Consider the following 20590-nt stretch of genomic DNA (forward strand, 5'->3'; position numbering starts at 1 on the left):
ACCGGGGGTTCGAACGGACGCTGCGAGAAGGAGGACGCCGGGTTTGTCACCCGGCTCCGTAGAGGAGCCCTCCTGTGTGGCGCCCTTGGACGCGGGTGACAACTGGATCCTTTCGAGGCGGGAGTCGAGCGTGTGCCGTGATCGGCTACTCCATAGTAATCCGTGCCCACCCATGATGTGTCAGCGGCGCGGCGCCGGACACGACAACGGCGGCCGATCGAGGAGTTCGATCGACCGCCGTGGACGAAGATCACCAGCCGCTGGGCAGCGGCCTTCCCTCGGCGAAACCGGCGGCGGACTGCACGCCGAGCACGGCCTTGTCATGGAATTCCGGCAGCGAGCGAGCACCGGCGTAAGTGCAGGAGCTGCGCACACCCGAGGTGATGTGGTCGATGAGGTCCTCGACGCCGGGACGCTCGGGGTCGAGGCGCATCCGCGAGCTGGAGATGCCCTCCTCGAACAGAGCCTTGCGGGCACGGTCGAAGGAGCTGTCGGCGGCGGTGCGGGCGGCGACAGCACGCTTGGAGGCCATGCCGAAGCTCTCCTTGTACTTGTTGCCGTCGCGGTCGATGCGCAGATCGCCGGGGGACTCGTAGGTGCCTGCGAACCAGGAACCGATCATCACGTTCGACGCACCCGCGGCCAGCGCGAGGGCGACGTCGCGGGGGTGGCGCACGCCACCGTCGGCCCACACGTGCACGCCGAGTTCCTTTGCGGCGGCGGCACATTCGGCCACGGCGGAGAACTGCGGGCGGCCGACGCCGGTCATCATGCGGGTGGTGCACATGGCGCCGGGGCCGACGCCGACCTTGATGATGTTCGCGCCCGCCTCGGCCAGATCGCGGGTGCCGTCGGCGGAGACCACGTTGCCCGCCACCAGGGGCAGGCCGAGGCCGAGGTCGGCGACGATGCGCAGGGACTCGAGCATCTTGGTCTGGTGGCCGTGCGCGGTGTCGAGGACGAGCACGTCGGCGCCCGCCTCGGCCAGTGCCTTCGCCTTGGCGGCCACGTCACCGTTGATGCCGACGGCGGCCGCGACGCGCAGCTTGTTGTTCGCGTCGACCGCGGGGGTGTAGATGCCGGCGCGGATGGTGCCGGTGCGGGTCATCACGCCGGCGAGGGTGCCGTCGGGGTGGGTGAGGACCGCGAGCTGGGCGTGGGCCTCGGCGAGGCGGTCGAAGATGTCGCGCGGAGACGCCTCCACGGGCACCTGCACGAAATCGGTGAACGCGACCTCGCGCAGGCGCGCGAACCGGTCGACATCGGCGCAGGCGGCCTCGGTGACCACACCGACCGGCTTGCCACCCTCCACGACCACGACGGCACCGTGCGCACGCTTGTGCATCAGGGCCATGGCGTCGGACACCGAACGCTCGGGGTCGAGGGTGACGGGGGTGTCGGCGGTGAGCGAGCGGCTCTTGACGAACGCGATGGTGTCGGCGGCCGCGGGCAGCGGCAGGTCCTGGGGGAGAACCACGAGGCCGCCGCGGCGGGCGACGGTCTCGGCCATGCGCTTGCCGGCGACGGCGGTCATGTTCGCGACCACGAGGGGGATGGTGGTGCCGGACCCGTCGACGCTGGCCAGGTCCACATCGAACCGGGACGCGACCTCGGTCCGGTTCGGGACCAGGAACAGGTCGTCGTAGGTCAGGTCATACGGCGGCTGGGGTCCCGGAAGAAATCGCACTTGATTAATGATAGCCGTGTGAGCACCGCGGCGTGCAATCCCCCGCTACGAATCAGCTCACGGGCCCGTCGGCAACGGCTGCGGTCCGGCACAGAGCCACCGTGGCCGCGCACATCACCACGACGCAGGCGCCGACGACGACCAGGCCGAGTCCGTCGGTGCGTAACTGCTCGTCGAGGGCGGTGAGGCCGAGGAAGGCGGCGGCGAGGGGCTCGGCGACGGTGAACGCGGGCAGTGACGCCGAGAGCGGTCCGACCTGGAACGCGCGCTGCTGCAGGTAGAGGCCGAGCAAACCCGCTGCGATCAGCATCCAGGTCTGCCATCCGCCGAGGACCGCGCCGAGGCCGTCGCCGAAGAGGTGGACCACGCGATCTGTGAGCGCGGCGGCGAGACCGAACAGGGCGCCGCCGGCGAGGCCGAGCGCGAGTGCCTTGGCCGATCGGTTCGAAACCAGCAGGCCGACGAGAGTGGCCACCGCGATGACTCCGAGCAGAATCACCAAGGGCGCCAACCACTCTCGGAAGGGCGCGTTGTCTTCGCCGACGGTCGGATCGCCCACGATCAGGAACAGAGCGAGTGCGGCGACGAGGACCAGTGCGGTCGTGGCGGCGCGTGCGGTGATCCGCTGGCCGTTGAGGCGCGCCGACAGCGGGAGCGCGAAAACCAAGGCGCTCACCAGAATCGGCTGGACCACCAGCACCGCGCCGAAGGTGAGCGCGAGGACCTGCATGGCGTAACCACCGGCGTCGCCGCCGATCCCGGCCCACCAGCGCGGGCTGCGGAGCAGGGTGCCCATGAGCGAAGTGCCCTCGGGCACGGCCGCGGCGGCCTGTTGCTGCGCCACGGCGGCCAGCGCGAACAACATGGCCGCGATCAGCGCACACACGATGGCCGCGATCGGATGGTTCGTCACTGGCTCAGTCTGCTGGATCAGCCAGCATCAGCGCTGATCCGCGCACGGGCGTCGCCGGGTTCGATCATCTCGGCGGTGCGGCGACCGGCTCACGCGGCACCCCCGGAAAAGCAGCGTGGCCGAACCGTAATCGGTTCGGCCACGCGATAATTCAGTTTGCGGAGCGGTTGCGGTGCCCGGCGGGAGAGGCCGGACGCGCGGCGCGACGACGAGAATTCGTCGGCGTGTCGCCACTGCGGGCGTGTCCGCCGGTCACGGACGGCTTGTGGCCGCGCGACTCGTGCGCCGGACGCTCACGACGCGGAGCGCCGCCACGTCCCTCTGCCGCAGGTGCACCGGTGCGCGGACGACGGGTCCGTCCGCCGCCGGTCGCCGAGCGGGTCGGCTGCGCGGGCGCGACCGGCGTGGCCAGTGCGATCCCGCTGGGCTTGCGGGCACCGGTGATCTCCACCAGGTTCCGGTCGCCGGGGCGCACGTCGACACCGTCGGTGCGTACGCCCGCCTTGCGGGTCATCGCGGCGACGTCCTTGCGCTCCTCGTCGGTGACGAGGGTGACCACGACGCCGTCTTCACCGGCACGCGCGGTGCGGCCCGCGCGGTGCAGGTACGCCTTGTGCTCGGCGGGCGGGTCGAAGTGCACGACCAGCGAAACACCGTCGATGTGGATGCCGCGCGCGGCGACGTCGGTGGTGACCAGCACCGGCACCGACCCGTCGGCGAAGGCCGCCAGGGTGCGCACACGGTTGTTCTGGGCCTTGCCGCCGTGCAGCGAGCCCGCGTCGACACCGGCGCCGCGCAGCTGCTTGGCCAGGCGGTCGGCGCCGTGCTTGGTGCGCACGAACATGATGGTCAGGCCCTCGCGGGCGGCGATCTCGGTGGCCACGGTGCGCTTGATGTTCTTGTCGCGCACGTAGAGCAGGTGGTGGGTCATGGTGCTGACCGAGGCCTCGGCGGGCGCGGTGGAGTGCGTCACCGGGTTGTGCATGTAGCGCTTGACCAGCTTGTCGACATCACCGTCGAGGGTGGCCGAGAACAGCAGACGCTGGCCCTGCTTGGGGGTGCGGTCGAGCAGGCGGGTGACCTGGGGCAGGAAGCCCATGTCGGCCATGTGGTCGGCCTCGTCGAGGGCGGTGATCGTCACGTCCGAAAGGTCGGCGTTGCGCTGCTTGATCAGGTCGTCGAGGCGGCCCGGGGTCGCGATGAGCAGGTCGACGCCGCGTGCGAGGCGGTCGGCCTGGCGCTTGATCGGCGCACCGCCGACGACCGAGGCCACGCGCAGGCCGAGCGAGCGGGCGCCTTCTTCGAGGGCCTTCTCGATCTGGGTCGCGAGCTCGCGAGTGGGCACCAGCACGAGGCCGCGCGGGCGGCCGGGCTTGGACTGCCCGCTCTGGGCCAGGCGGGTCAGCATCGGCAGGCCGAAGGCCAGGGTCTTGCCCGAGCCGGTGGGGCCGCGGCCGAGCACGTCACGGCCGGCGAGCGCGTCGCCGATGGTGGCGGCCTGGATGGGGAAGGGCTTGTCGATGCCCGCGTTGCGCAGGGTCTGCACCAGTTCCACGGGCAGGCCGAGTTCGGCGAAAGTCGGTTCGTTGGGCACGGCAGAGTTGGTCAAGGTGGCCTTTCGTTGGGCTGCGAATCGCGCCGAACGATGATCGGCGCCGATTACCCGAATACGCGCGTCGGCGTGAGCGGGGTGCGGCCCAGCAGGAAGGACCGGTCTCCCAGGATAGGCCTGTTCTGCCTCGGGTGGGTAAACAGGCTGGTCAGGTAAGTGGTTGTGGCAACATCTGTTCCGTCGCGAAACCTGGTCCGGCGCGGGTGTCGCGGGGCCGGAAAGGTGGCGTGGAAAAGGTGGGGGATCGCCAGGTCAACCGTGGAACAGGCGGCTGAGTTCCTGTAGCCACGGCACCGCGACGGCCAGGGTCGGCACGACCAGAATCGCGGCCGAACCGAGGTAGGCGGCGGTGGCGACTCTCACGTCTCCGGTGGTCCCGGCGAGCCGTTGGATGCGAATGAGAGTGCTCGGTCCGCCCGCGGCGAGGGCGCCCTGCGGTGCGGTGGATTTGGCGCAGGCGATGAGGGCGCGGGCCAATGGTTTGGGGCCGGTCACCTTCACGGCGGAGTCGTCGGCGAGGAGTTCGATGAGCAGTTTCACCTGGCCGAGCGCGGCCTTGCTGCGGACCACCCGGGGAAAGGCCTCGTGCACGGCGGTGAACGCTTCCAGGACCAGGTCGTGGCGGGCGCGCAGGTGGGAGCGTTCGTGGCTCACGATGGCGGTGACCTCGGCGTCGTCGAGGCTGGTCAGCGTGCCTTCGCTGATCACCACGCGCTGGCGAAGGCCCGGCAGGCAGTAGGCGATGGGCTCGGTGGCGGCCAGCACGCGGATATCGGCGGCGCGGCGCACGGGTCCGCTCTGATCGAGCAGATCGACCAGCATGCGGTGGCGGGAGCGGCGGCGTCGGGTGTGGACACCGACGCGGACGATCGAAAAGATCAAGCGGGCGCCGACCATCAGGGTCAGCGCGAAGACCAGCACATAAAGCGACCACAGGGGCAGACCGAGCGCGTCGATCTCCTGAGTGGGCGAGGTGGTCGGCCTACCGTCGGGGCCGGGAACGAGCAGCAGGCTGGCGATGGCCAAGCCGGATCCGAAGGCACTGAGCACGGCGGCCAGCGCGATGGCCTGCCACAACACGAGTGCCGCACGCGGGCTGCGATGCACCCAGGTAGCGCGACTCAACAACGCTGGTACCGGGCCTGCGAGAAGCAAGGCGAGGCCAGCGAAGACTGCCGCGGTTGCGTTCATCGACTCTGCTCACTGCGTTGTGGGGCGAGGTGGCGCTCACTCCATTGTGAGAGCCGCCAGGGAGTCTAGCCGCTGTTTTCGTCGGATTCGAGCTTGGCGAGCGCCTCGCGCAGGGCATCGGCTTCGTCCTTGCCGACCTGCTCCACGAAGTGCACCAGCGCCGCGGCGCGACTACCTGCGGCGTCGGCCTGTTGTAGGGCGTCGACCATCAAGCTCGCAACGAGTTCGTCGCGACTGTGAACTGGTGCATATCGATGCGCGCGATCGTCGCGTCGCTGCACGACGAGATCTTTCTTCGCCAGTCGCTGGAGCACTGTCATCACCGTGGTGTACGCGAGCTCGCGCCGCGCGGCCAGCGCTTCGTGGACCTGCCGCACCGTCAGTGGCTCATCGGCCGACCACAACTGGTCCATGACCGCTTTTTCGAGTTCGCCTAGACCTGCCATCCCACCGATTTTACGGGCTCAACGACAAACATGCGTACTACAGATTGTCGTAACCGGGGGTTTGCTGTGTGTCATTCGTCATAGCCGACCGCGCCGCGCACGTGTCGGGTCCCGATCGGAACCACCATCGGCCGCCCAGAGACCGGATCGGTGAGCACCGTGGCCTCGAGCCCGAACACCTCGGCGAGCAGTTCGGCAGTGACGATGTCGGCCGGTTTGCCCTGCGCGACGATCTTGCCGTCCCGCATGACCACGAGTTCGTCGCTGTAGCGGATGGCGAGATTGAGATCGTGCAGCACCATCACGACCGTGCGACCGAACTCGGCGTGCAGACGGTCGACCAGATCGAGCACTTCGAGGGAGTGCGCGAGGTCGAGGTAGGTGGTCGGCTCGTCCAGGAGCAGGATGTCGGTGCCCTGGGCCAGGGCCATGGAGATCCAGGCGCGCTGGCGTTGGCCGCCGGAGAGTTCGTCGAGGGTGCGGTCGGCCAGGTCGGCGATGCCGGTCTGGGCCAGTGCGGCGGCGACCTCGGTCTCGTCGTCGGCCGACCACTGCCGCAACCAGGACTGATGCGGATGACGTCCGCGCGCGACCAGGTCGGCGACGGTGAGTCCTTCGGGTGCGACGGGCGTCTGCGGCAGCATGCCGACGACTCGGGCCACGTCCTTGGTCTTCATCGACGAGATCGCCTTGCCGTCCAGGACGACCTGCCCTTCGCGTGGGCGCAGCAAGCGGCCGAGTGATTTCAGTAGCGTCGACTTGCCGCAGCCATTGGGGCCGATAACCGTGGTGACCACGCCGGGCGCGATGTCGAGGCTGAGCTCGTCGACGATCACCCGGTCGCCGTAGCCGAGGGAAACCGCGTCGGCGGAAAGGCGATGTGCCGAGGTGGTCATGAGAGAGTGGCCTTCCGGTTCATGCGGACGAGCAGGTATAGCAGGAACGGTCCACCCAGCGCGGCGGTGACGATACCGACCGGCAGATCCACCGGCAGCAGCGTGCGCGAGGCGACGTCGGCACCCGCGACAAGAGCGGCGCCGGTCAGGGCGGAGGCGATCAGCGGTTCGCCGGGGGTGCGCAGTGCCATTCGCGCGATCTGCGGTGCGGCCAGCGCGACGAACCCGACCGGACCGACGGCCGCGGTCGCCACCGAGGCCGCCACCACCGATGCCCCGATGAGCAGCGCCTGCTGGGACTGGATCCGTACACCGAGTACCCGGGTCGATTCTTCGCCGAGGCGCAGCGCGGCCAGGGTTCGGGCGGACACCAGGGACACGACGGTCACGACGGACAGGGCGATCATCGCGGGCACGACGCTCGACATGTCCGCGGCGTTGAGTGAGCCGTTGAGCCAGAGTTGGGCGCGGGCGGCGTCGGTGAGGCTGGCGCGGGTGAGCAGCCAGCTGATCACGGACATGAGGACCGCGTTCACGCCGATGCCGATGAGCACGAGACGGAAGCCGGTGACACCGCGTTCGCCGCCGCGCCCGCGTCCCCAGGCCAGGACGTAGATGATCACGGCGGTGAGCAATCCGCCGGTCAGCGCGGCGAGCGGGGCGCCGACGGTCGCGATCAGCCCGGTCGTCGCGCCGCCGCTGCCGACCAGCACCGCGACCGCGCCCACGCTCGCGCCGGTGGTGATGCCGAGGATGTCCGGGCCAGCGAGGGGGTTGTGCAGGATCGACTGCATCAGCGCGCCGGACAGACCGAGCGCGGCGCCGACCACCACGGCGGTGAGGGCGCGCGGCAATCGCGATTCGATGATGATGAAGCGTTGCGATCGGGTGCCGCCACCACCGAGGACATCGAGGACGCGGCCGAGGGGGATGTGGGTGTCACCGACGGCGATGTCGAGGCAGAACAGGACGAACACCGCGACCGCGAGGGCCAGCACGGTGCCGAGCATCACCGGACGCAGAACCAGCGAAACCGGTCCGATCCGCAGTGCGGGCCGGACCTTCCGCAGTTCGGCGCCTGCCTGATCTGAGCTCGATTCGGCCGCACCTCCAGGACGCGCGGCCTCGTTGACCAGATCCGTGCCTGCCTGAGCTGCGCCCGGCTGATGGTCGCTTGTCGGCGCGTCGGCTCGTCGGGCGTCGGCCTTGCTCGTCTCGATCTCACTCACAGCGACACCAACTTCTTCCGACGCACCAACGCGATGAAGAACGGCGCACCGACCGCGGCCAGCATCACCCCGACTTGCAGTTCTCCCGGCCGCGCGACCACCCGCCCGGCGACATCGGCCACCAGCAGCAACAACCCGCCCAGCAGCGCGGAGTAGGGGATCAACCACCGATTGTCAGGCCCGGTGATCACGCGCGCGATGTGCGGCACCACCAATCCGAGAAACGCGATCGGCCCGACCGCCGCCGTTGCAGCACCGCTCAGCAGCACCACCGCGACCAACCCGAACGCCCGCGCCCGGCCGACATCCACGCCGAGCCCACGCGCCACATCGTCACCGAGGCTCAGCAGATTCAGCCCGGGCGCCGCCGCGATCGCCATCGCTAACCCGACCACCAGAAATGGCAGTACCTGCCAGAAAACCCCGGCCTCGCGCCCGTTGACCGTGCCGACCACCCAGAACCGGTAGGTGTCGAGGGCGGCGTTGTCGAGCGTGATCACCGCATTCGTCATCGCCTGCAGAAATGCAGTGACTGCCGCACCGGCCAGGACCAGGCTCAGCGGGCTCGCCTTGCCCCCGCCGATCGAGGACACCCCGAACACGATCACCCCGGCGACCGCCGACCCGGCGAAGGCGAACCAGATGTACTGCGCGGGCGCGGTGAAACCGAAAAGAAAGATGCTCAGGGCCGCCAGGAACCCGGCTCCCGCATTGAGTCCTAACAATCCGGCATCAGCGAGCGGATTCCGGGTATACCCCTGGATGAGCGCGCCCGCCACGCCCAACGCCATCCCGGCGACCAGGGCCAATGCGGTGCGCGGCAGACGAAGCTCACGCACGATTTCCTCGGCGGTGGAGCGGGCCGGGCATCGGAACGGGCCGCCGTCGCAGCCGAGACCGTGCATGAGCGCGTCGAACACCGTGGTGGGTGCGAGCGAGCGGGTCCCGATGGCAATGCTCGCCACCACTGCCACGGTGAGTAAGACAACGAGCAGAAGGAGCCCGGTCAGACGACGACGTCTGACGGTGCCAGGGTGGATCACGGCGACGAACTTCTCCTGCCTCGAAACCGGACACGACTTGTGGAGTCTGGTAAGCCTAACCTATGTTCCGAGACATCATCGTCACGGGAACCAACCGTTCGAGGAGGTTCGATGTCCGAGCCCGTCACCACCGCCACGTCCCGCACCACCGCCGCGTTCGACCGCGCCTGTGCCAGGTTGCAAGCACTGCAACCCGAGCATCCGCGCGTGTACGCCGTCGCGGCGATGAGCGGACAGGGCAAACGGCGATGGTGGCATGTCCCGAACGGGCTCTCCGAGGGACGCGTCGAACTGATGTACCGCCGCCACGCGGCGGAGATGATCAACGACGAGATCGCCGCCGAAGTGGTCGCCACCGCGCTCATCCACGCCGTCGCGGGCCGGGTCACCGCGCTGTTCGTGATGGACGCGCAGGCCTGGGATCCCGGCCGCGACAACCTGTGGATCCACCACGACAACGACGGCGGCATCGACTGGGCCGGGTTGACCGACACCACGATCCGCGTCGTCGACTGTGATCCCGAACCCGGCGCGGTCGCCTTCCCGTGTGAGGCCGCCATGGCGGTCTGGCTCGCTCAGCGCTGCGCCTCGTCGCTGATCCCGCTGCAGTCGGTGCTCACTCGCTGCTCCGGCCTGTCGGCCCGCCGGTTCTGGACGCTCGTCGGCGAGTCCGTCGTCGGCGCGGCCACCTACGTCCCCGACCTGGCCAGGGCTGACGCTGCCGCGGGGGCCCGCCGCGGCCAGCTCCTGCTCGGAGCGTTCGAGGAGCGTGGGCTGTCGGTGCGGCGCAGTGGTTGCCTACAGCGCTGATGGGCTGGACGGTCGACCACCAGGCTTTCCTGGCGGCATTCGTCGAGAGGGATTCTGCGTAGTTGCCTGGTGATCGTGTGTCCAGGTCGTGCTCAGGTACGTGCGGGACTTCCGAGGGCGAGCAGGGCGGCAGCCAGTTCGCGGAACGACGCGAGCAGTAATTCGCCGTAGTGCTCGGGGTCCGGCATCATCGTGGCGTCGGTCGTGATCGCGATGACGATCTCGTCGCCCTGCGAGGTGATCAGGTGGCGCAGGCCGTCGCCGTCGAGAATCGGCAGGGCGCCGACGACCCGGGTGATCGGCCGGTCACGGAACGTGAGGGTGTCGGTCACCGGTGCGACATTGCTGATGGTGGTGTTGCACAGCGGAACCGTGGGTGTGTCGTCGAAGCGGCGCTGTGCTCGGGCCCAGCCCGCGGCGCGCAGCAGCAGGGCGGGTGCGGTCTCGACACGACGGTCGGTGCGCTGGACCACGGGATCTCGGGTGCGCTGTTTGGCTGCGGTCGCCGAGTCCTCGACGGCGTGTAACCGGGCGATCGGGTCGCTGATGTCGGTGTGCAGGTCGACGATCATCTGGGTGAGCTGATTCGCCGAATCCCAGTCGGCCACCGCGCGCATCGACATCGGCACCATCGCGGCCAGGGAGCCGTCGGGTGGTTCGCCGTGCTCGGTGAGGTAGGTGGCCAGCGCGCCGCCGATGGTCGTCACCATCAGGTCGTTGATCGTTACGCGTTGCAGTGCGGCGGCTTTCGCCGCCAGCACTTCCGGCATCGGGATCGGAAGAAGGTGAAAGGTCAACTCCGAGTGGATGTCTCGGTTGAACCGAGTCGCCGGGCGCAGTGGCGTCGGCTCGCGTACCGTGCCCGCGTCGACCAGTGCCCGCAGTTGCGCCTGCGCGGTCCGTGCGCGGCGCAGTCCCGCGACGAAGCGGACGGGCGCGCACGCCAGCGTGCCGACCGTGCGCGCGGCGGCGGGCAGTATCGGCACCTCGTCGAGACGGATCGCCGGGGCGGATTCCGTGCCGAACAGTCGTTGCTCGAGTGCCCGGGTCGCCACGCCGTCGCCGACGCTGTGGTGGAACTTCAGCACCACCACGGTGGTGGCGCCGGGCATCGCCGGGACTCCGTCGACCCGATCCAGGACGTGGATCTCCCACGGGGGTCGGGTGAGATCCATTCGGGCCGAGGTGATTTCGGCGATCCGCGCGCGGGCGTCATCCCAGGTTCCCGGTCGCTCCAGCGTGACGTGCTCGCGCACCGACATGCTCGGATCGGGGACCCAGTACGGCAGATCGAGATCAAGCGGGACGTGGCGCAGGCGCCGGTGGAACAGCGGTGCGTGCCCGATGCTCGCTCGTGCCCAGTCGAGCACCTCCTCGAACGTCAACGGTGGGCGCGCCGACGCGTCGGCGAAGTAGACCGCGACGATGTTCGACAGATGCCGGTCGGTCTCGTCGTAGACGAAGACCGCATCGCGCGGGCTCAGCTGCTCGGTGCCCACCCGGAGTTCGGGTCTCATAGGCCGAGGGCTGTCGCCATCATCGGCCACGACGTGTGCAGGTCGTCCTCCCAGTAGCCCCACGAATGGGTGCCGGTCGGGCGGATGTTGAAGGTGATATTCGTGCGGCCGAGCTCGCGGGTGCGCTGCGCCAGATTCGCGGTGCAGTAGGCGGTCGCGGCCTCGATGCCACCGCCGACGAGCATCTGATTGGTCAGAATCGACGTCGGATTCTTGCCGTTGATGTGTACCCGCGGATTCGACAGTGTGTCGTGTGGTCCGGGCAAGCCGGTGCCCGCGGAAACGTAGATGGGAATGTTCGGCAAACGGTGGGCTTGCACGTAGGGGTCGTGCTCGCGCCAGGCCGCGTGATTGTCCGGGCCCCACATGTTCTCGGTGTTCCCGCCGCCCATCCGGACGACAAGGGAGACGAAGGCGCGCCCGACCGGATCGCTGGTCATCGCGCACCCGCTGTACGCGGAGACGCTGCGGTACAGCTCAGGTGCCTGGATCGCGAGATCGAGCACCGAGGTTCCTGCCATCGAGATTCCGGCCAGCGAGTTGACTCCGGTGGTGGCGAAGGCCGCGTCGATCACGGGCGGTAGCTCCTGGGTCAGGAACGTCGTCCACCTGTTGTTGCCGTTGTTCTCGAGGTTTTTCGCCAGGCCCGCGTCCGGTCGCAGCCAGTCGGTGTAATAGCTGAACGCGCCCTCCATCGGGATCACCACGTTGACGTGCTTGTCGGCGAAGAAGCCGCCGGCGTCGGTCTGACCGGGCCAGTTGGCCGAATCCTCGCCGCCGCCCGCGCCGTTGAGCAGGTACAGCGTCGGGGCCGGGGTCGTGGTGTCGACCGGCCGGAGCACGCGCAGCGCGATCGTGCGATCCATGGCGGGGGAGTAGACGCTGATGTCGGCGACCTGGCCGGACCCGGTCTGGCTCACCAGGTGTGCGCCCGGTGTTGCCGACGCTTGCGCACTGTCGATGAACACGGGCGTCACGGCCACAGCCAGGACACAGGCGGCCGACATGATGGCCCGAGACATTTCGTTCTTCATGGTGTTGCGAGCCTGCTGACTTCTCGGGCGGAAGCGGGGGCCGACCCGGTGGCCGGCCCCCGTACCGCGCTGAACTACGTGCGCTGAAACTACTTGCCGGGAGTGGGTGTACCACCGCTGGCGCTGATCAGCGCCTGGATGAAAGGCAGCGCAGCGTTGCTGAGGCTGCCCGCACCGGTTTCCAGCAGTTCGTAGAGAGAACCCATGCTGCTTTACTCCTGTTGGTGAGAGGGGGTTACGGGAAGAAGGCTTCTACCGAGCCCAGGAAAGTGTGGAGCAGGCCGTCGCCCTCGGCAGCGGAACCCAAAGCTGCGATGGCGATCATCAAAGTCTCGGTCAGCGAACCCATGGTCTATCTCCTTGCTTGATTGTCGATCTGGGAAATGCTCGGCTAGCCGCCGACGGGCGTGCCGCCGCTCGCGGTGATCAGCGCCTCGATAAAGGGCAGCGAGGCGTCACTCAGGCTGAGGACGCCGGATGCGAACAGTTCGTAGAGAGATCCCACTTGTTACTCCTGAAGACGGGGAGATTCGGCGCCGGGCTGAATCGAGGGTTGAGACGAGCTCTGGGATTACGGGAAGAAGGATGCCAGCGAGCCCAGGAAAGTTTCGAGCAGGAGGTCGCCCTGGTTCGCGGAAGCAAATCCGCCCAGTACGCCGAGTAGTAGCTCTTCGAACGAGCCCATTGTGTTTCTCCTTTAGTCATCACGATCGAGTAGATGATGTGATGCGGGTAACGTAGCGCCGCTTGTGAGATGTGGCAACCCACTGTTTCACTCACTGTGAATCGTTCATTTTTTTCCTTCCTGGTGGAAGCTGCGCGGTGGTTGCCGTGTGGCCTGTCAGAACTACGTGTGACCTGTAGTTACTGCGACTGTCTGGCACAGCAAGCGGGCTCCCGCGTTGTGAACGAACCCGTTCGTGACGAGTTCGTCAAGGAGGCTTGATAGTGGCAGATGGTGGCCTGATCTGCTGCAGCTTCGAGTATCGGCAATCGGATGCGCTGTTCGGCGGCCGTGTCGCCTCCGGGTGAGCCCCTGGCGATCGCGGTGTCGGTGCGGCTGCACAGCGGGTCACCTCTCGGTGGCGGACCCTGTGTCGAGTGCGGTCATCGCCCCGAACGGCTGTGGCCCGGGGCGCTGTCGGCGGTCCTCCTATTTCTGTTGTCCGATACGTTCGGATTGATGTGGGTTTGCTATTGAAATGCTGCGTATTACTGGATCAGTACTTTCGTGCCGTTGCTGACCGAGTGGCCAAATGAATTGCGCAATCGCGTCCGGAATTTCTCGATCAGCGCGCCAGTGGCGAATAGTCGTGTGTGATCGGAAAATCACCCTTCCGGAAATGGGGCTGCCGTCGGCCGGGATTGTGGGCCGCGCCAGATGCGCGCCGGAATTCCGCTGACCAGATCCCGGCGCCGCAACACCTGGATGCGCCACGGAGCGAGGCGAAGCACCTGGAAGGCGGGGTCATCGGGGCCCTGCCAGAACTGCCCGGGGTCGTAACCCGCACCGGGCGGGCTGCCGTGCCGGTACAGGTCCCACACGTGCGCGCGCTCGTCGGGGTCATCGGTCCATTCCGCGACCGTGTCGACCGAGACGGTGTTCTGGGCCGGGCTCCAGTAGGAGAACCCCACGTGCGGATTTCCCGCGATGTGGGCGTCCTTCACCGGCGTGCGGTAGGTCCCCAGCCAGCCGACCGGGAGCTCGGCATCGGTTTCCCAGACCGGGATCAGCACGCGCGAGCGTGGTCGGCCCTTGGCGTCGACGGTGGTCATGGTCGCGTAGTTGACGGCGCCGACGATGGCGTCGAAATCGGGCTTGATATCGGCGAAGGTGTGGACGGTGGCACGACTGCGAGTACTCACTGCTGCTCCTCGATGCGTTCGAGCACGACGACCGGAATCGGCTGCGCGGCCAGTCGTGCGTAGTGCCGGTAGACCGGTGCCTGCGCGAGCATCAGCTGCCAGAGCCGTTGATACTCAGCACCTTCGGGCACCCGGGCCCGTACCCGGAACCGGTCGGCTCTGACCTGGACCTGCGCCTCCGGTGTGGCGAGCAGGTTCCGGTACCACTGGGGGAGTTCGGTCCGGCCGGGCACGGACCCGGAAGCCACAAGGACCAAGCGGTCGCCGTCGCGGCCGAAGAACAGTCCGGTGCGCCTGCGCAATCCGGTGCGGCGGCCGACGGTGGTCAGGACGAGGTTGGTGGTGCCGCCTTCGAGGAAGCCGTCGCGCCCGTCGGTGGCGAGGTAGCGGCGGACGTGGTCGGTCACCGAGGGATCGGGGCTGTCGGTCACGGTGTGTGTCATGGGTTCACCGTGCGCCGAGGGGCTTCGGACGAACTCAGGGTCGACTCGAGGTCTGCGCGGGTCGATACCGGTGCGCGCCACTGCCGACCGTCGAGGCTCGGTAGCGGCGAGCTGGGGCGGCTGCCTCAGTGCAGGTCGGCGGACTCCGGACGGTGCAGCGTGCGAGGGTCTGCTGACCTGCCGTCCGCGAGTTCGGGGGCGAACCGGTCCGCACCGATGTCGGCGATGATGCGTGCCTCGATCCGGTCGACATCCCCGCGTTCGGCCTCGGGCAGCGGTGCGCCGGTGGATCGGCGCAGGGTGTCGGCGGCGCCGAGTAGTTGAGCGGCGTGGGCGGAATGCCCTGCGAGCGAACGGGATCCGGCCAGGCCTTCGAGGGCTAGTGCGTGGGCGCGCGGGTCGCCGGTGTGTAGGGCGGAGTCGAGTCCGCGCAGGTGTAGTCGCTCAGCTTCGTCGGTATCGTCGGCGAGTTCGGCGGTGAAGCCCAGTTCGGTGAGGATCAGTGCGGCCCCGAAGTGCGACCCCGATCGCAGGTGCCAGTCCAGCCAGGCGCCGAGGTGTTCGCGGGCTGCCCGCAGGTCGCCGCGGCGCCGGGCGACCAGGCCGAGGCCGAGTACCGCGGATTCCTCGCCGACGAGGTGTCCCTGCTCGACGGCCAATCGGCGCGCCTGTTCGTGCAGTTCGGTGCTGTGCTCGAGTTCGCCGCGCAGCAACGCGAGTCGTCCGAGGGAGGTGAGTCGCTCGCCGACTTCGGTCCACAGGCCCAGTTCCTCGGCGGTGCTCAGGGCCGTCCGGTGGTGTTCGCGGGCGGCATCGAGGTCGCCGGTGACTTCGGCGTAGCTGCCGAGCAGGAATCCTGCGATGCCCTGCCCCCAGCGGTCGCCTGCCCGCGCGAACAGGTCCCGGCTTCGCTCCGCGTGCTCGCACATCCCCTCCAGGTCACCGCGGCCGAACGCCTCGCGCGCCAACGATGCCGAGGCTGCCGCGACACCCCAGTCGGCACCGTGGGCGGCGAAGGCAGCGCGCAGGTCGTTCGCGTCATCCATGCCCTGCTGCGCGGCGAACCCGGAGTGCACGTGCGCGAGATACCACCGGGCGCGCAGTTCTGGGAGGGTTGTCTCGTCGGCTGGTTCGGGGAAGCGTGTGTCAGCGGTGCGGCCCGCGCCGAGTTCGAGGGCCCTGCGCCACAGTTGGGCCACCCGTCGTGCGTCCGCAGCCGACCCGATTAGGTGGCCGCTGGACTTGTGGCCCTCCTCGATACTCGGAGTCGTCGCGGCGGTCGTGAAAGGATCGCTCGCAGTCGAGATGTCCAGTGCGAGGCCGATCGATCGGATGCCTTCGGTCAGCCGCCCGCGCATCACCCAGTACCAGGCGAGTGCGTTGACCAGTCGCAGCGCGTCGGTGGATCTGCCTGCGGCACGGGCTGTTTCGAGCGCACGGCGCAGATCGGCCGACTCGGCGTCGAGGCGGGCCAGCCACCGGCGCTGGTCGCCGGTGCGCAGGTGCTCGTCGGCGCGCTCGGCGAAGGCGAGGTAGTAGGCCAGATGCCGCAGCCGCGTCTCGGATTCCTCACCGCGCTCGCGCAACTGGTCGACACCGTAGGCGGCTATCGACTTCAGCAACCGATAGCGCGGGCGGACATCGGCGGCGGGGGTGATGATCAGGGAACGGTCGACCAGGCGGGCCAGCAGATCGGCGACGTCGGCGCCGGCGATGTCGCAGACCGCCTCGGCGGATTCCAGGGTGGCGCCGTCGGCATGGACCGAAAGACGGCGCAGCACAGTGCGTTCGGGTTCGTCGAGGAGTTCCCAGCTCCAATCGATCACCGCGCGCAGGGTGCGTTGCCGGTCGGGCGCATCCCGATAGCCCGACGACAGCAGGGTGAAACGGTCCTCGATCCGTTCGGCGAGTGTGTGCACGCCGAGCGCACGGACCCGAGTCGCCGCCAGTTCCAGTGCGAGCGGCAGGCCGTCGAGATGGGCGACGATCGTTGCGATGGCCGTGGCATTGTCGACGGTGACGGTGAAGCTGGGCGCGCTCGCGCGGGCGCGGGCGACGAAAAGCTGTGCGGCAGGCGATATTTCCACCTCGGCGACCGTCGATGCGCCGGTGTGCGCGGCCAGCGGTGCCACCGGCCAGATATTCTCGCCCGCGATGTTCAGCGGCACCTGACTGGTGACCAGCACCCGCAATTCCGGTGCGGCGGCCAGCAGGCGCGACACGATCGCGGCGGCTGCGTCGACGACGTGCTCTCCGTTGTCCAGCACGAGCAGCACCTGCTTGGCACGCACCGCGTCGGCGAGACGGTCGAGCTGGGTTCCGTTGTCGGGCACCGGGAACGGGCTCGAACCCGCGGAATCGTCGCGAACGTCGAAGGCCGCCGCCACGACCTCGGTGATCGTCGTCAACGCGCCGTTCGGATCGTCGCCGAGGCACAGACCGGCGAGCTCGACGAACAGAACACCGTCACGCGCGGGATGCGCGGCGGCGGTGGCCAGGGCGAGGCGGGTCTTACCGACGCCGCCCGGTCCGGTCAGGGTGACCAGTCGTTCGGCGCGAATCAGCGCGTCGATCCCGGCGAGGTCGTCGGCCCGCCCGATCAGAGAGGTAGCAGGCGCGGGCAGGCTACGACGCGGCGTCACCGGTGTCGCGGGCGCGGGCCGCACCGGCGCACCGAGTGACGGATCCTGTTCCAGCACAGCGCGATGCAGTGTGGCGAGCTCGGGACTGGGGTCGAGGCCGAGCTCCTCGGCCAGATGTTCGCGCAACCGCCGGTAGGAGTCGAGGGCTTCCGCGTGTCGGCCCGACCGGTACAGCGCCAGCATGTGCGCGGCCCGCAACCGCTCGCGCAGGGGGTGGAGTTCGGTGAGCTCGCCGAGTTCATCGGCGACAAGGTCGTGTTCGCCGAGCGCGATCCGGGCCTGCGCGAGTTCCTCGACCGCCGTGAGCCGCTGTTCCTCGAGCCGCAGCACCGGGATTCGGGCGAAGTCGTAATCGGTGAGGTCGGCCAGGACCTCACCACGCCACAGGGCGAGTGCTTCGGCGAGAAGCGTTGCCCGAGTGGCAATGTCGTCGGTGTCGCGCGCGCGATGGAGCAACTGCCCGAACACTTGCGAGTCCACCGAACCGGCGGTGACGTCGAGGAGGTAGCCGGGGGCGCGCGAGACAAGCAACTCCCGCCCGCCCGCTTCGGCGTCGCCGAGCACCCGCCGCAATTGCGAGGCCCGGGTCTGCAGGGAACCCGCCGGATTGGCGGGCAACGCCGTACCCCACAGATCCTCGACGAGGCGATCGGCGGGCACGATCCGGCCCGGCTCGACCAGCAGCGCGCCGAGCAGAACTCGCACCTTGAGCTCGGGAACCCGTACGGGGAGTCCGTCGTCGGTCCAGACCGTCAACGGACCGAGCACTCCGAAACGCATGTTGTCCACCCTAAACGGGTGCGCCGACAGGCAGCGGGGCGGCAGCTCGAGTCCGTCTGGAGTCGACCCGAAGGGTTCCCGAAGTGCGGCTCGGCACTGTGGGTCGCAGTTCGAATCGTCCTCGAAGGGAATCCTCCTGATGTCCGAGTTCACCGCAATCCCCGAGCGGGCCGGAACCCGCCAATGGCTGGGACTCACGGTCCTGCTCCTGCCGACGGTGCTGCTGTTCCTCAGCATGACCGTGCTGTTCCTCGCTACCCCCTATATCGCCGCCGACCTCGCGCCGACCAGCGGTCAACTGCTCTGGATCAACGACATCTACGGGTTCGTGATGGCCGGTTTCCTGGTCACCATGGGCACCCTCGGTGACCGGCTCGGCCGTCGCAGGCTGCTGCTGGCCGGTGCCGCGCTGTTCGGTATCTCCTCCGTGCTGGCCGCTTTCGCGCCCGGCCCGGATCTGCTGATCGCGGCACGTGCGCTGATGGGTCTGGGCGCGGCCGCCGTCATGCCCGCCACCTTGTCGCTGATCACCACGATGTTCCGCGACGACCGCCAGCGTGCCACCGCCATCGGACTGTGGGCGGCGTCGGTGTCGGCCGGTGTGGCGCTGGGCCCGCTGCTGGGCGGGCTGCTCCTGGATTCGCTGTGGTGGGGTGCGTCCATGCTGATCGGCGTGCCGGTGATGCTGGTCGTCGTGCTCGCGGTGCCCGCGCTGATCCCGGAATACCGTGCGCCACAGGCTGGTCGGCTCGACCCGATCAGCGTCGCGTTGTCGCTGGCCGCGCTGCTGCCGTTCGTCTACGGCGTGAAGAAGCTGGCCGAAACCGGGTTCGCGGCGGAATCGGTGCTCACCCTGCTCGCCGGTGTGGTGTTCGCGGTGGTCTTCGTGCGCAGGCAGCTGCGACTGTCGGATCCGCTGCTCGATGTGCGACTGTTCGCGAACCGGACCTTCAGCGGTTCGCTCGGCGTGTACATGCTCGCCGCCATCGCCCTGGGCGGGGTGTACCTGCTGTTCACCCAGTACCTGCAGCTGGTCGCCGCCCAGTCGCCACTACAGGCCGGACTGTGGATCCTGCCCGCCGCGATCGCGCTGGTCATCGTCTCCACCGTCACCCCGGCGATCGCCCGCCGCGTCCGCCCCGCCTACGTGATCGCCGCGGGCCTCGCGCTCTCGACCGTCGGCTACCTGGCACTCACCCAGGTCGACAGCGTGGCCGGGTTGCCACTGCTGATCGTCGGTTTCTACATCCTCTACCCGGGCATCGCCCCGGCTATGGCGCTGATCCCGGGCCTCGTCATCGGCGCTGCCCCGGCGGAGAAGGCAGGCGCGGCCTCGGCCGTGAACAGCACCGCCAGTGACCTGGGTGTGGCATTGGGTGTCGCGCTACTCGGCAGCGTCGGCGCGGCCATCTACCGCGCCGACATGTCCGATGCCGACGGCACCGCCGCGGAAACCCTTCCGGGAGCACTGAGTTCAGCCGAATCACTACCCGCCGACGTCGCCGACTCGCTCGTCCTCGCCGCACGGGAAGCCTTCACCAACGGCCTGAACACCGCCGCCTGGACCGCTGCTGTGCTGTCGGCCGCGGCTGCGGTACTGGCGGTGGCGATGCTGCGCCGGATTCCCGCCGGTGCGACTGTCGTACCGGAAACCGAAGAGCCAGTGAATGTTCCGGCCGATGACGCGGTTGCCGAGCGTGGCACTGTCGCCGTCTGACCGCCACGCGATCCGCAGCGCCTCATGGTGCTGCGGATCGCTCGCGTCGGCACTGAAGGGCTTGTACTGCTGGCTATTTCAACGCTCGGCCAGATCGTGCGGTGTCGTGCGGCCGGTGACGAGCATGAGCAGCTCCGCAGCGGTGCCGATGATCGCCGTTCCCTTCCCCGCGGTCCAAGCGGCATCGGTGGCGGTCAGTGCGTATCCGGCCAGTCGGCGCTGCGCGTGGAAGGGTGCGCCCATCGTCCACACCCGGTCCAGGGACAGTTGTGCCGCCGTCGGTGGCAACACCCGATCGAGCCCCAGTGGGACGGCGATGTCCTGGCCGTGGACCAGTAGATCCATCAGCCGGTCGATCGGCGTGGTGCCGATCGGAATGGCCCTGGAGTCGATGGTGGCGTGGAGTTCGGCGAGCAACGCGGCGGTCGGGGTGCGGTCGGCGTGCCGAATCGCGGTGTCGCGGATGAGACGGTCGATGTTGCCGCGAGCCCGGATCAGATTCACCAGCAACGAGGCGATCGTGACCCGGGTGGCCAGCACCAGATGAGCCACCACATCCCTGACCCGCCACCCCTCGCACAGCGACGCGGTTTCCCACCCCGATTCGGGCAGCTCGCGCAGCAATTCGACCAGCGTCGATCGCTCCTGAGCCACTGCCTCCCAGATCGTCTCGGTCATGGTGTCCTGTTCGGTCATCGTCGAGTTCTCCTTCGTATGAGCGTTGTCGGTACCGTAGGAGCTCCACCGAGGTGGAGGTGCCAGCG

16 protein-coding genes are annotated in these 20590 nt (G+C 68.7%); 2 read left to right on the top strand and 14 right to left on the bottom strand.

The window, feature by feature from the left end:
- Window positions 1-250: 250 nt before the first annotated feature.
- The 8 genes from ACFW6D_RS06670 to ACFW6D_RS06705 all read right to left on the bottom strand — a co-directional run bounded on the left by ACFW6D_RS06670 (window position 251) and on the right by ACFW6D_RS06705 (window position 9017).
- Window positions 251-1687 carry a GuaB1 family IMP dehydrogenase-related protein gene (locus tag ACFW6D_RS06670; protein WP_379325468.1) on the bottom strand — a complete coding sequence of 479 codons (1437 nt, stop codon included), beginning with the start codon at window positions 1685-1687 and terminating at the stop codon, window positions 251-253.
- Window positions 1688-1739: 52 nt separating this feature from the next.
- A complete protein-coding gene (locus ACFW6D_RS06675) occupies window positions 1740-2600 on the bottom strand; it encodes a DMT family transporter (RefSeq protein WP_379325469.1) in 861 nt (286 codons plus the stop codon).
- A gap of 151 nt (window positions 2601-2751) precedes the next feature.
- A complete protein-coding gene (locus ACFW6D_RS06680) occupies window positions 2752-4209 on the bottom strand; it encodes a DEAD/DEAH box helicase (RefSeq protein WP_379325471.1) in 1458 nt (485 codons plus the stop codon).
- A gap of 255 nt (window positions 4210-4464) precedes the next feature.
- Window positions 4465-5403, bottom strand: a complete 939-nt coding sequence (locus ACFW6D_RS06685) for a M56 family metallopeptidase (RefSeq protein ID WP_379230863.1) — start codon at window positions 5401-5403, stop codon at window positions 4465-4467.
- A gap of 65 nt (window positions 5404-5468) precedes the next feature.
- Complete coding sequence (locus ACFW6D_RS06690; RefSeq protein ID WP_279537543.1) at window positions 5469-5858, bottom strand: BlaI/MecI/CopY family transcriptional regulator; 390 nt, start codon at window positions 5856-5858, stop codon at window positions 5469-5471.
- A 62-nt stretch (window positions 5859-5920) separates the two neighbouring features.
- The gene (locus tag ACFW6D_RS06695) at window positions 5921-6745 is read right to left on the bottom strand and encodes an ABC transporter ATP-binding protein (protein ID WP_379325473.1); all 825 of its coding nucleotides are present in this window, start codon (window positions 6743-6745) and stop codon (window positions 5921-5923) included.
- Complete coding sequence (locus ACFW6D_RS06700) at window positions 6742-7755, bottom strand: FecCD family ABC transporter permease (RefSeq protein WP_379325738.1); 1014 nt, start codon at window positions 7753-7755, stop codon at window positions 6742-6744. The genes ACFW6D_RS06695 and ACFW6D_RS06700 overlap by 4 nt, the downstream gene beginning before the upstream one ends.
- A gap of 215 nt (window positions 7756-7970) precedes the next feature.
- On the bottom strand, window positions 7971-9017 hold the full coding sequence (locus ACFW6D_RS06705) for a FecCD family ABC transporter permease (RefSeq protein ID WP_379325475.1): 1047 nt from the start codon (window positions 9015-9017) through the stop codon (window positions 7971-7973).
- 111 nt (window positions 9018-9128) lie between these two features.
- On the opposite strand from ACFW6D_RS06705, the gene ACFW6D_RS06710 reads away from it, so the two are divergent.
- Entirely contained in the window at window positions 9129-9827 is a 699-nt protein-coding gene (locus tag ACFW6D_RS06710) for a hypothetical protein (protein WP_379230854.1), read from the top strand.
- Between the two features lie 92 nt (window positions 9828-9919).
- Here the strand turns inward: ACFW6D_RS06710 and ACFW6D_RS06715 are convergent, their stop codons facing one another.
- From ACFW6D_RS06715 to ACFW6D_RS06735, 5 genes are all read right to left on the bottom strand, one after another.
- Complete coding sequence (locus ACFW6D_RS06715; RefSeq protein WP_379325477.1) at window positions 9920-11344, bottom strand: wax ester/triacylglycerol synthase family O-acyltransferase; 1425 nt, start codon at window positions 11342-11344, stop codon at window positions 9920-9922.
- Window positions 11341-12378: an alpha/beta hydrolase gene (locus tag ACFW6D_RS06720; RefSeq protein ID WP_379325479.1), complete on the bottom strand. Its 1038-nt coding sequence runs from the start codon at window positions 12376-12378 to the stop codon at window positions 11341-11343. The genes ACFW6D_RS06715 and ACFW6D_RS06720 overlap by 4 nt, the downstream gene beginning before the upstream one ends.
- Before the next feature lie 1329 nt (window positions 12379-13707).
- A complete protein-coding gene (locus ACFW6D_RS06725; protein WP_379325481.1) occupies window positions 13708-14244 on the bottom strand; it encodes a pyridoxamine 5'-phosphate oxidase family protein in 537 nt (178 codons plus the stop codon).
- Window positions 14241-14687: a nitroreductase/quinone reductase family protein gene (locus tag ACFW6D_RS06730; RefSeq protein WP_379325483.1), complete on the bottom strand. Its 447-nt coding sequence runs from the start codon at window positions 14685-14687 to the stop codon at window positions 14241-14243. Before ACFW6D_RS06730 ends, ACFW6D_RS06725 begins: the two co-directional genes overlap by 4 nt.
- A gap of 125 nt (window positions 14688-14812) precedes the next feature.
- Window positions 14813-18109, bottom strand: a complete 3297-nt coding sequence (locus ACFW6D_RS06735; RefSeq protein ID WP_379325485.1) for a BTAD domain-containing putative transcriptional regulator — start codon at window positions 18107-18109, stop codon at window positions 14813-14815.
- A 139-nt stretch (window positions 18110-18248) separates the two neighbouring features.
- On the opposite strand from ACFW6D_RS06735, the gene ACFW6D_RS06740 reads away from it, so the two are divergent.
- Window positions 18249-19826, top strand: a complete 1578-nt coding sequence (locus ACFW6D_RS06740) for an MFS transporter (RefSeq protein WP_379325487.1) — start codon at window positions 18249-18251, stop codon at window positions 19824-19826.
- Window positions 19827-19904: 78 nt separating this feature from the next.
- Here ACFW6D_RS06740 and ACFW6D_RS06745 read toward each other — a convergent pair whose 3' ends face one another.
- Window positions 19905-20522: a maleylpyruvate isomerase family mycothiol-dependent enzyme gene (locus ACFW6D_RS06745; RefSeq protein WP_379325489.1), complete on the bottom strand. Its 618-nt coding sequence runs from the start codon at window positions 20520-20522 to the stop codon at window positions 19905-19907.
- Window positions 20523-20590: the final 68 nt, after the last annotated feature.

It is taken from the genome of Nocardia sp. NPDC058705, from assembly GCF_042749305.1.
Taxonomy (GTDB): Bacteria; Actinomycetota; Actinomycetes; order Mycobacteriales; family Mycobacteriaceae; genus Nocardia.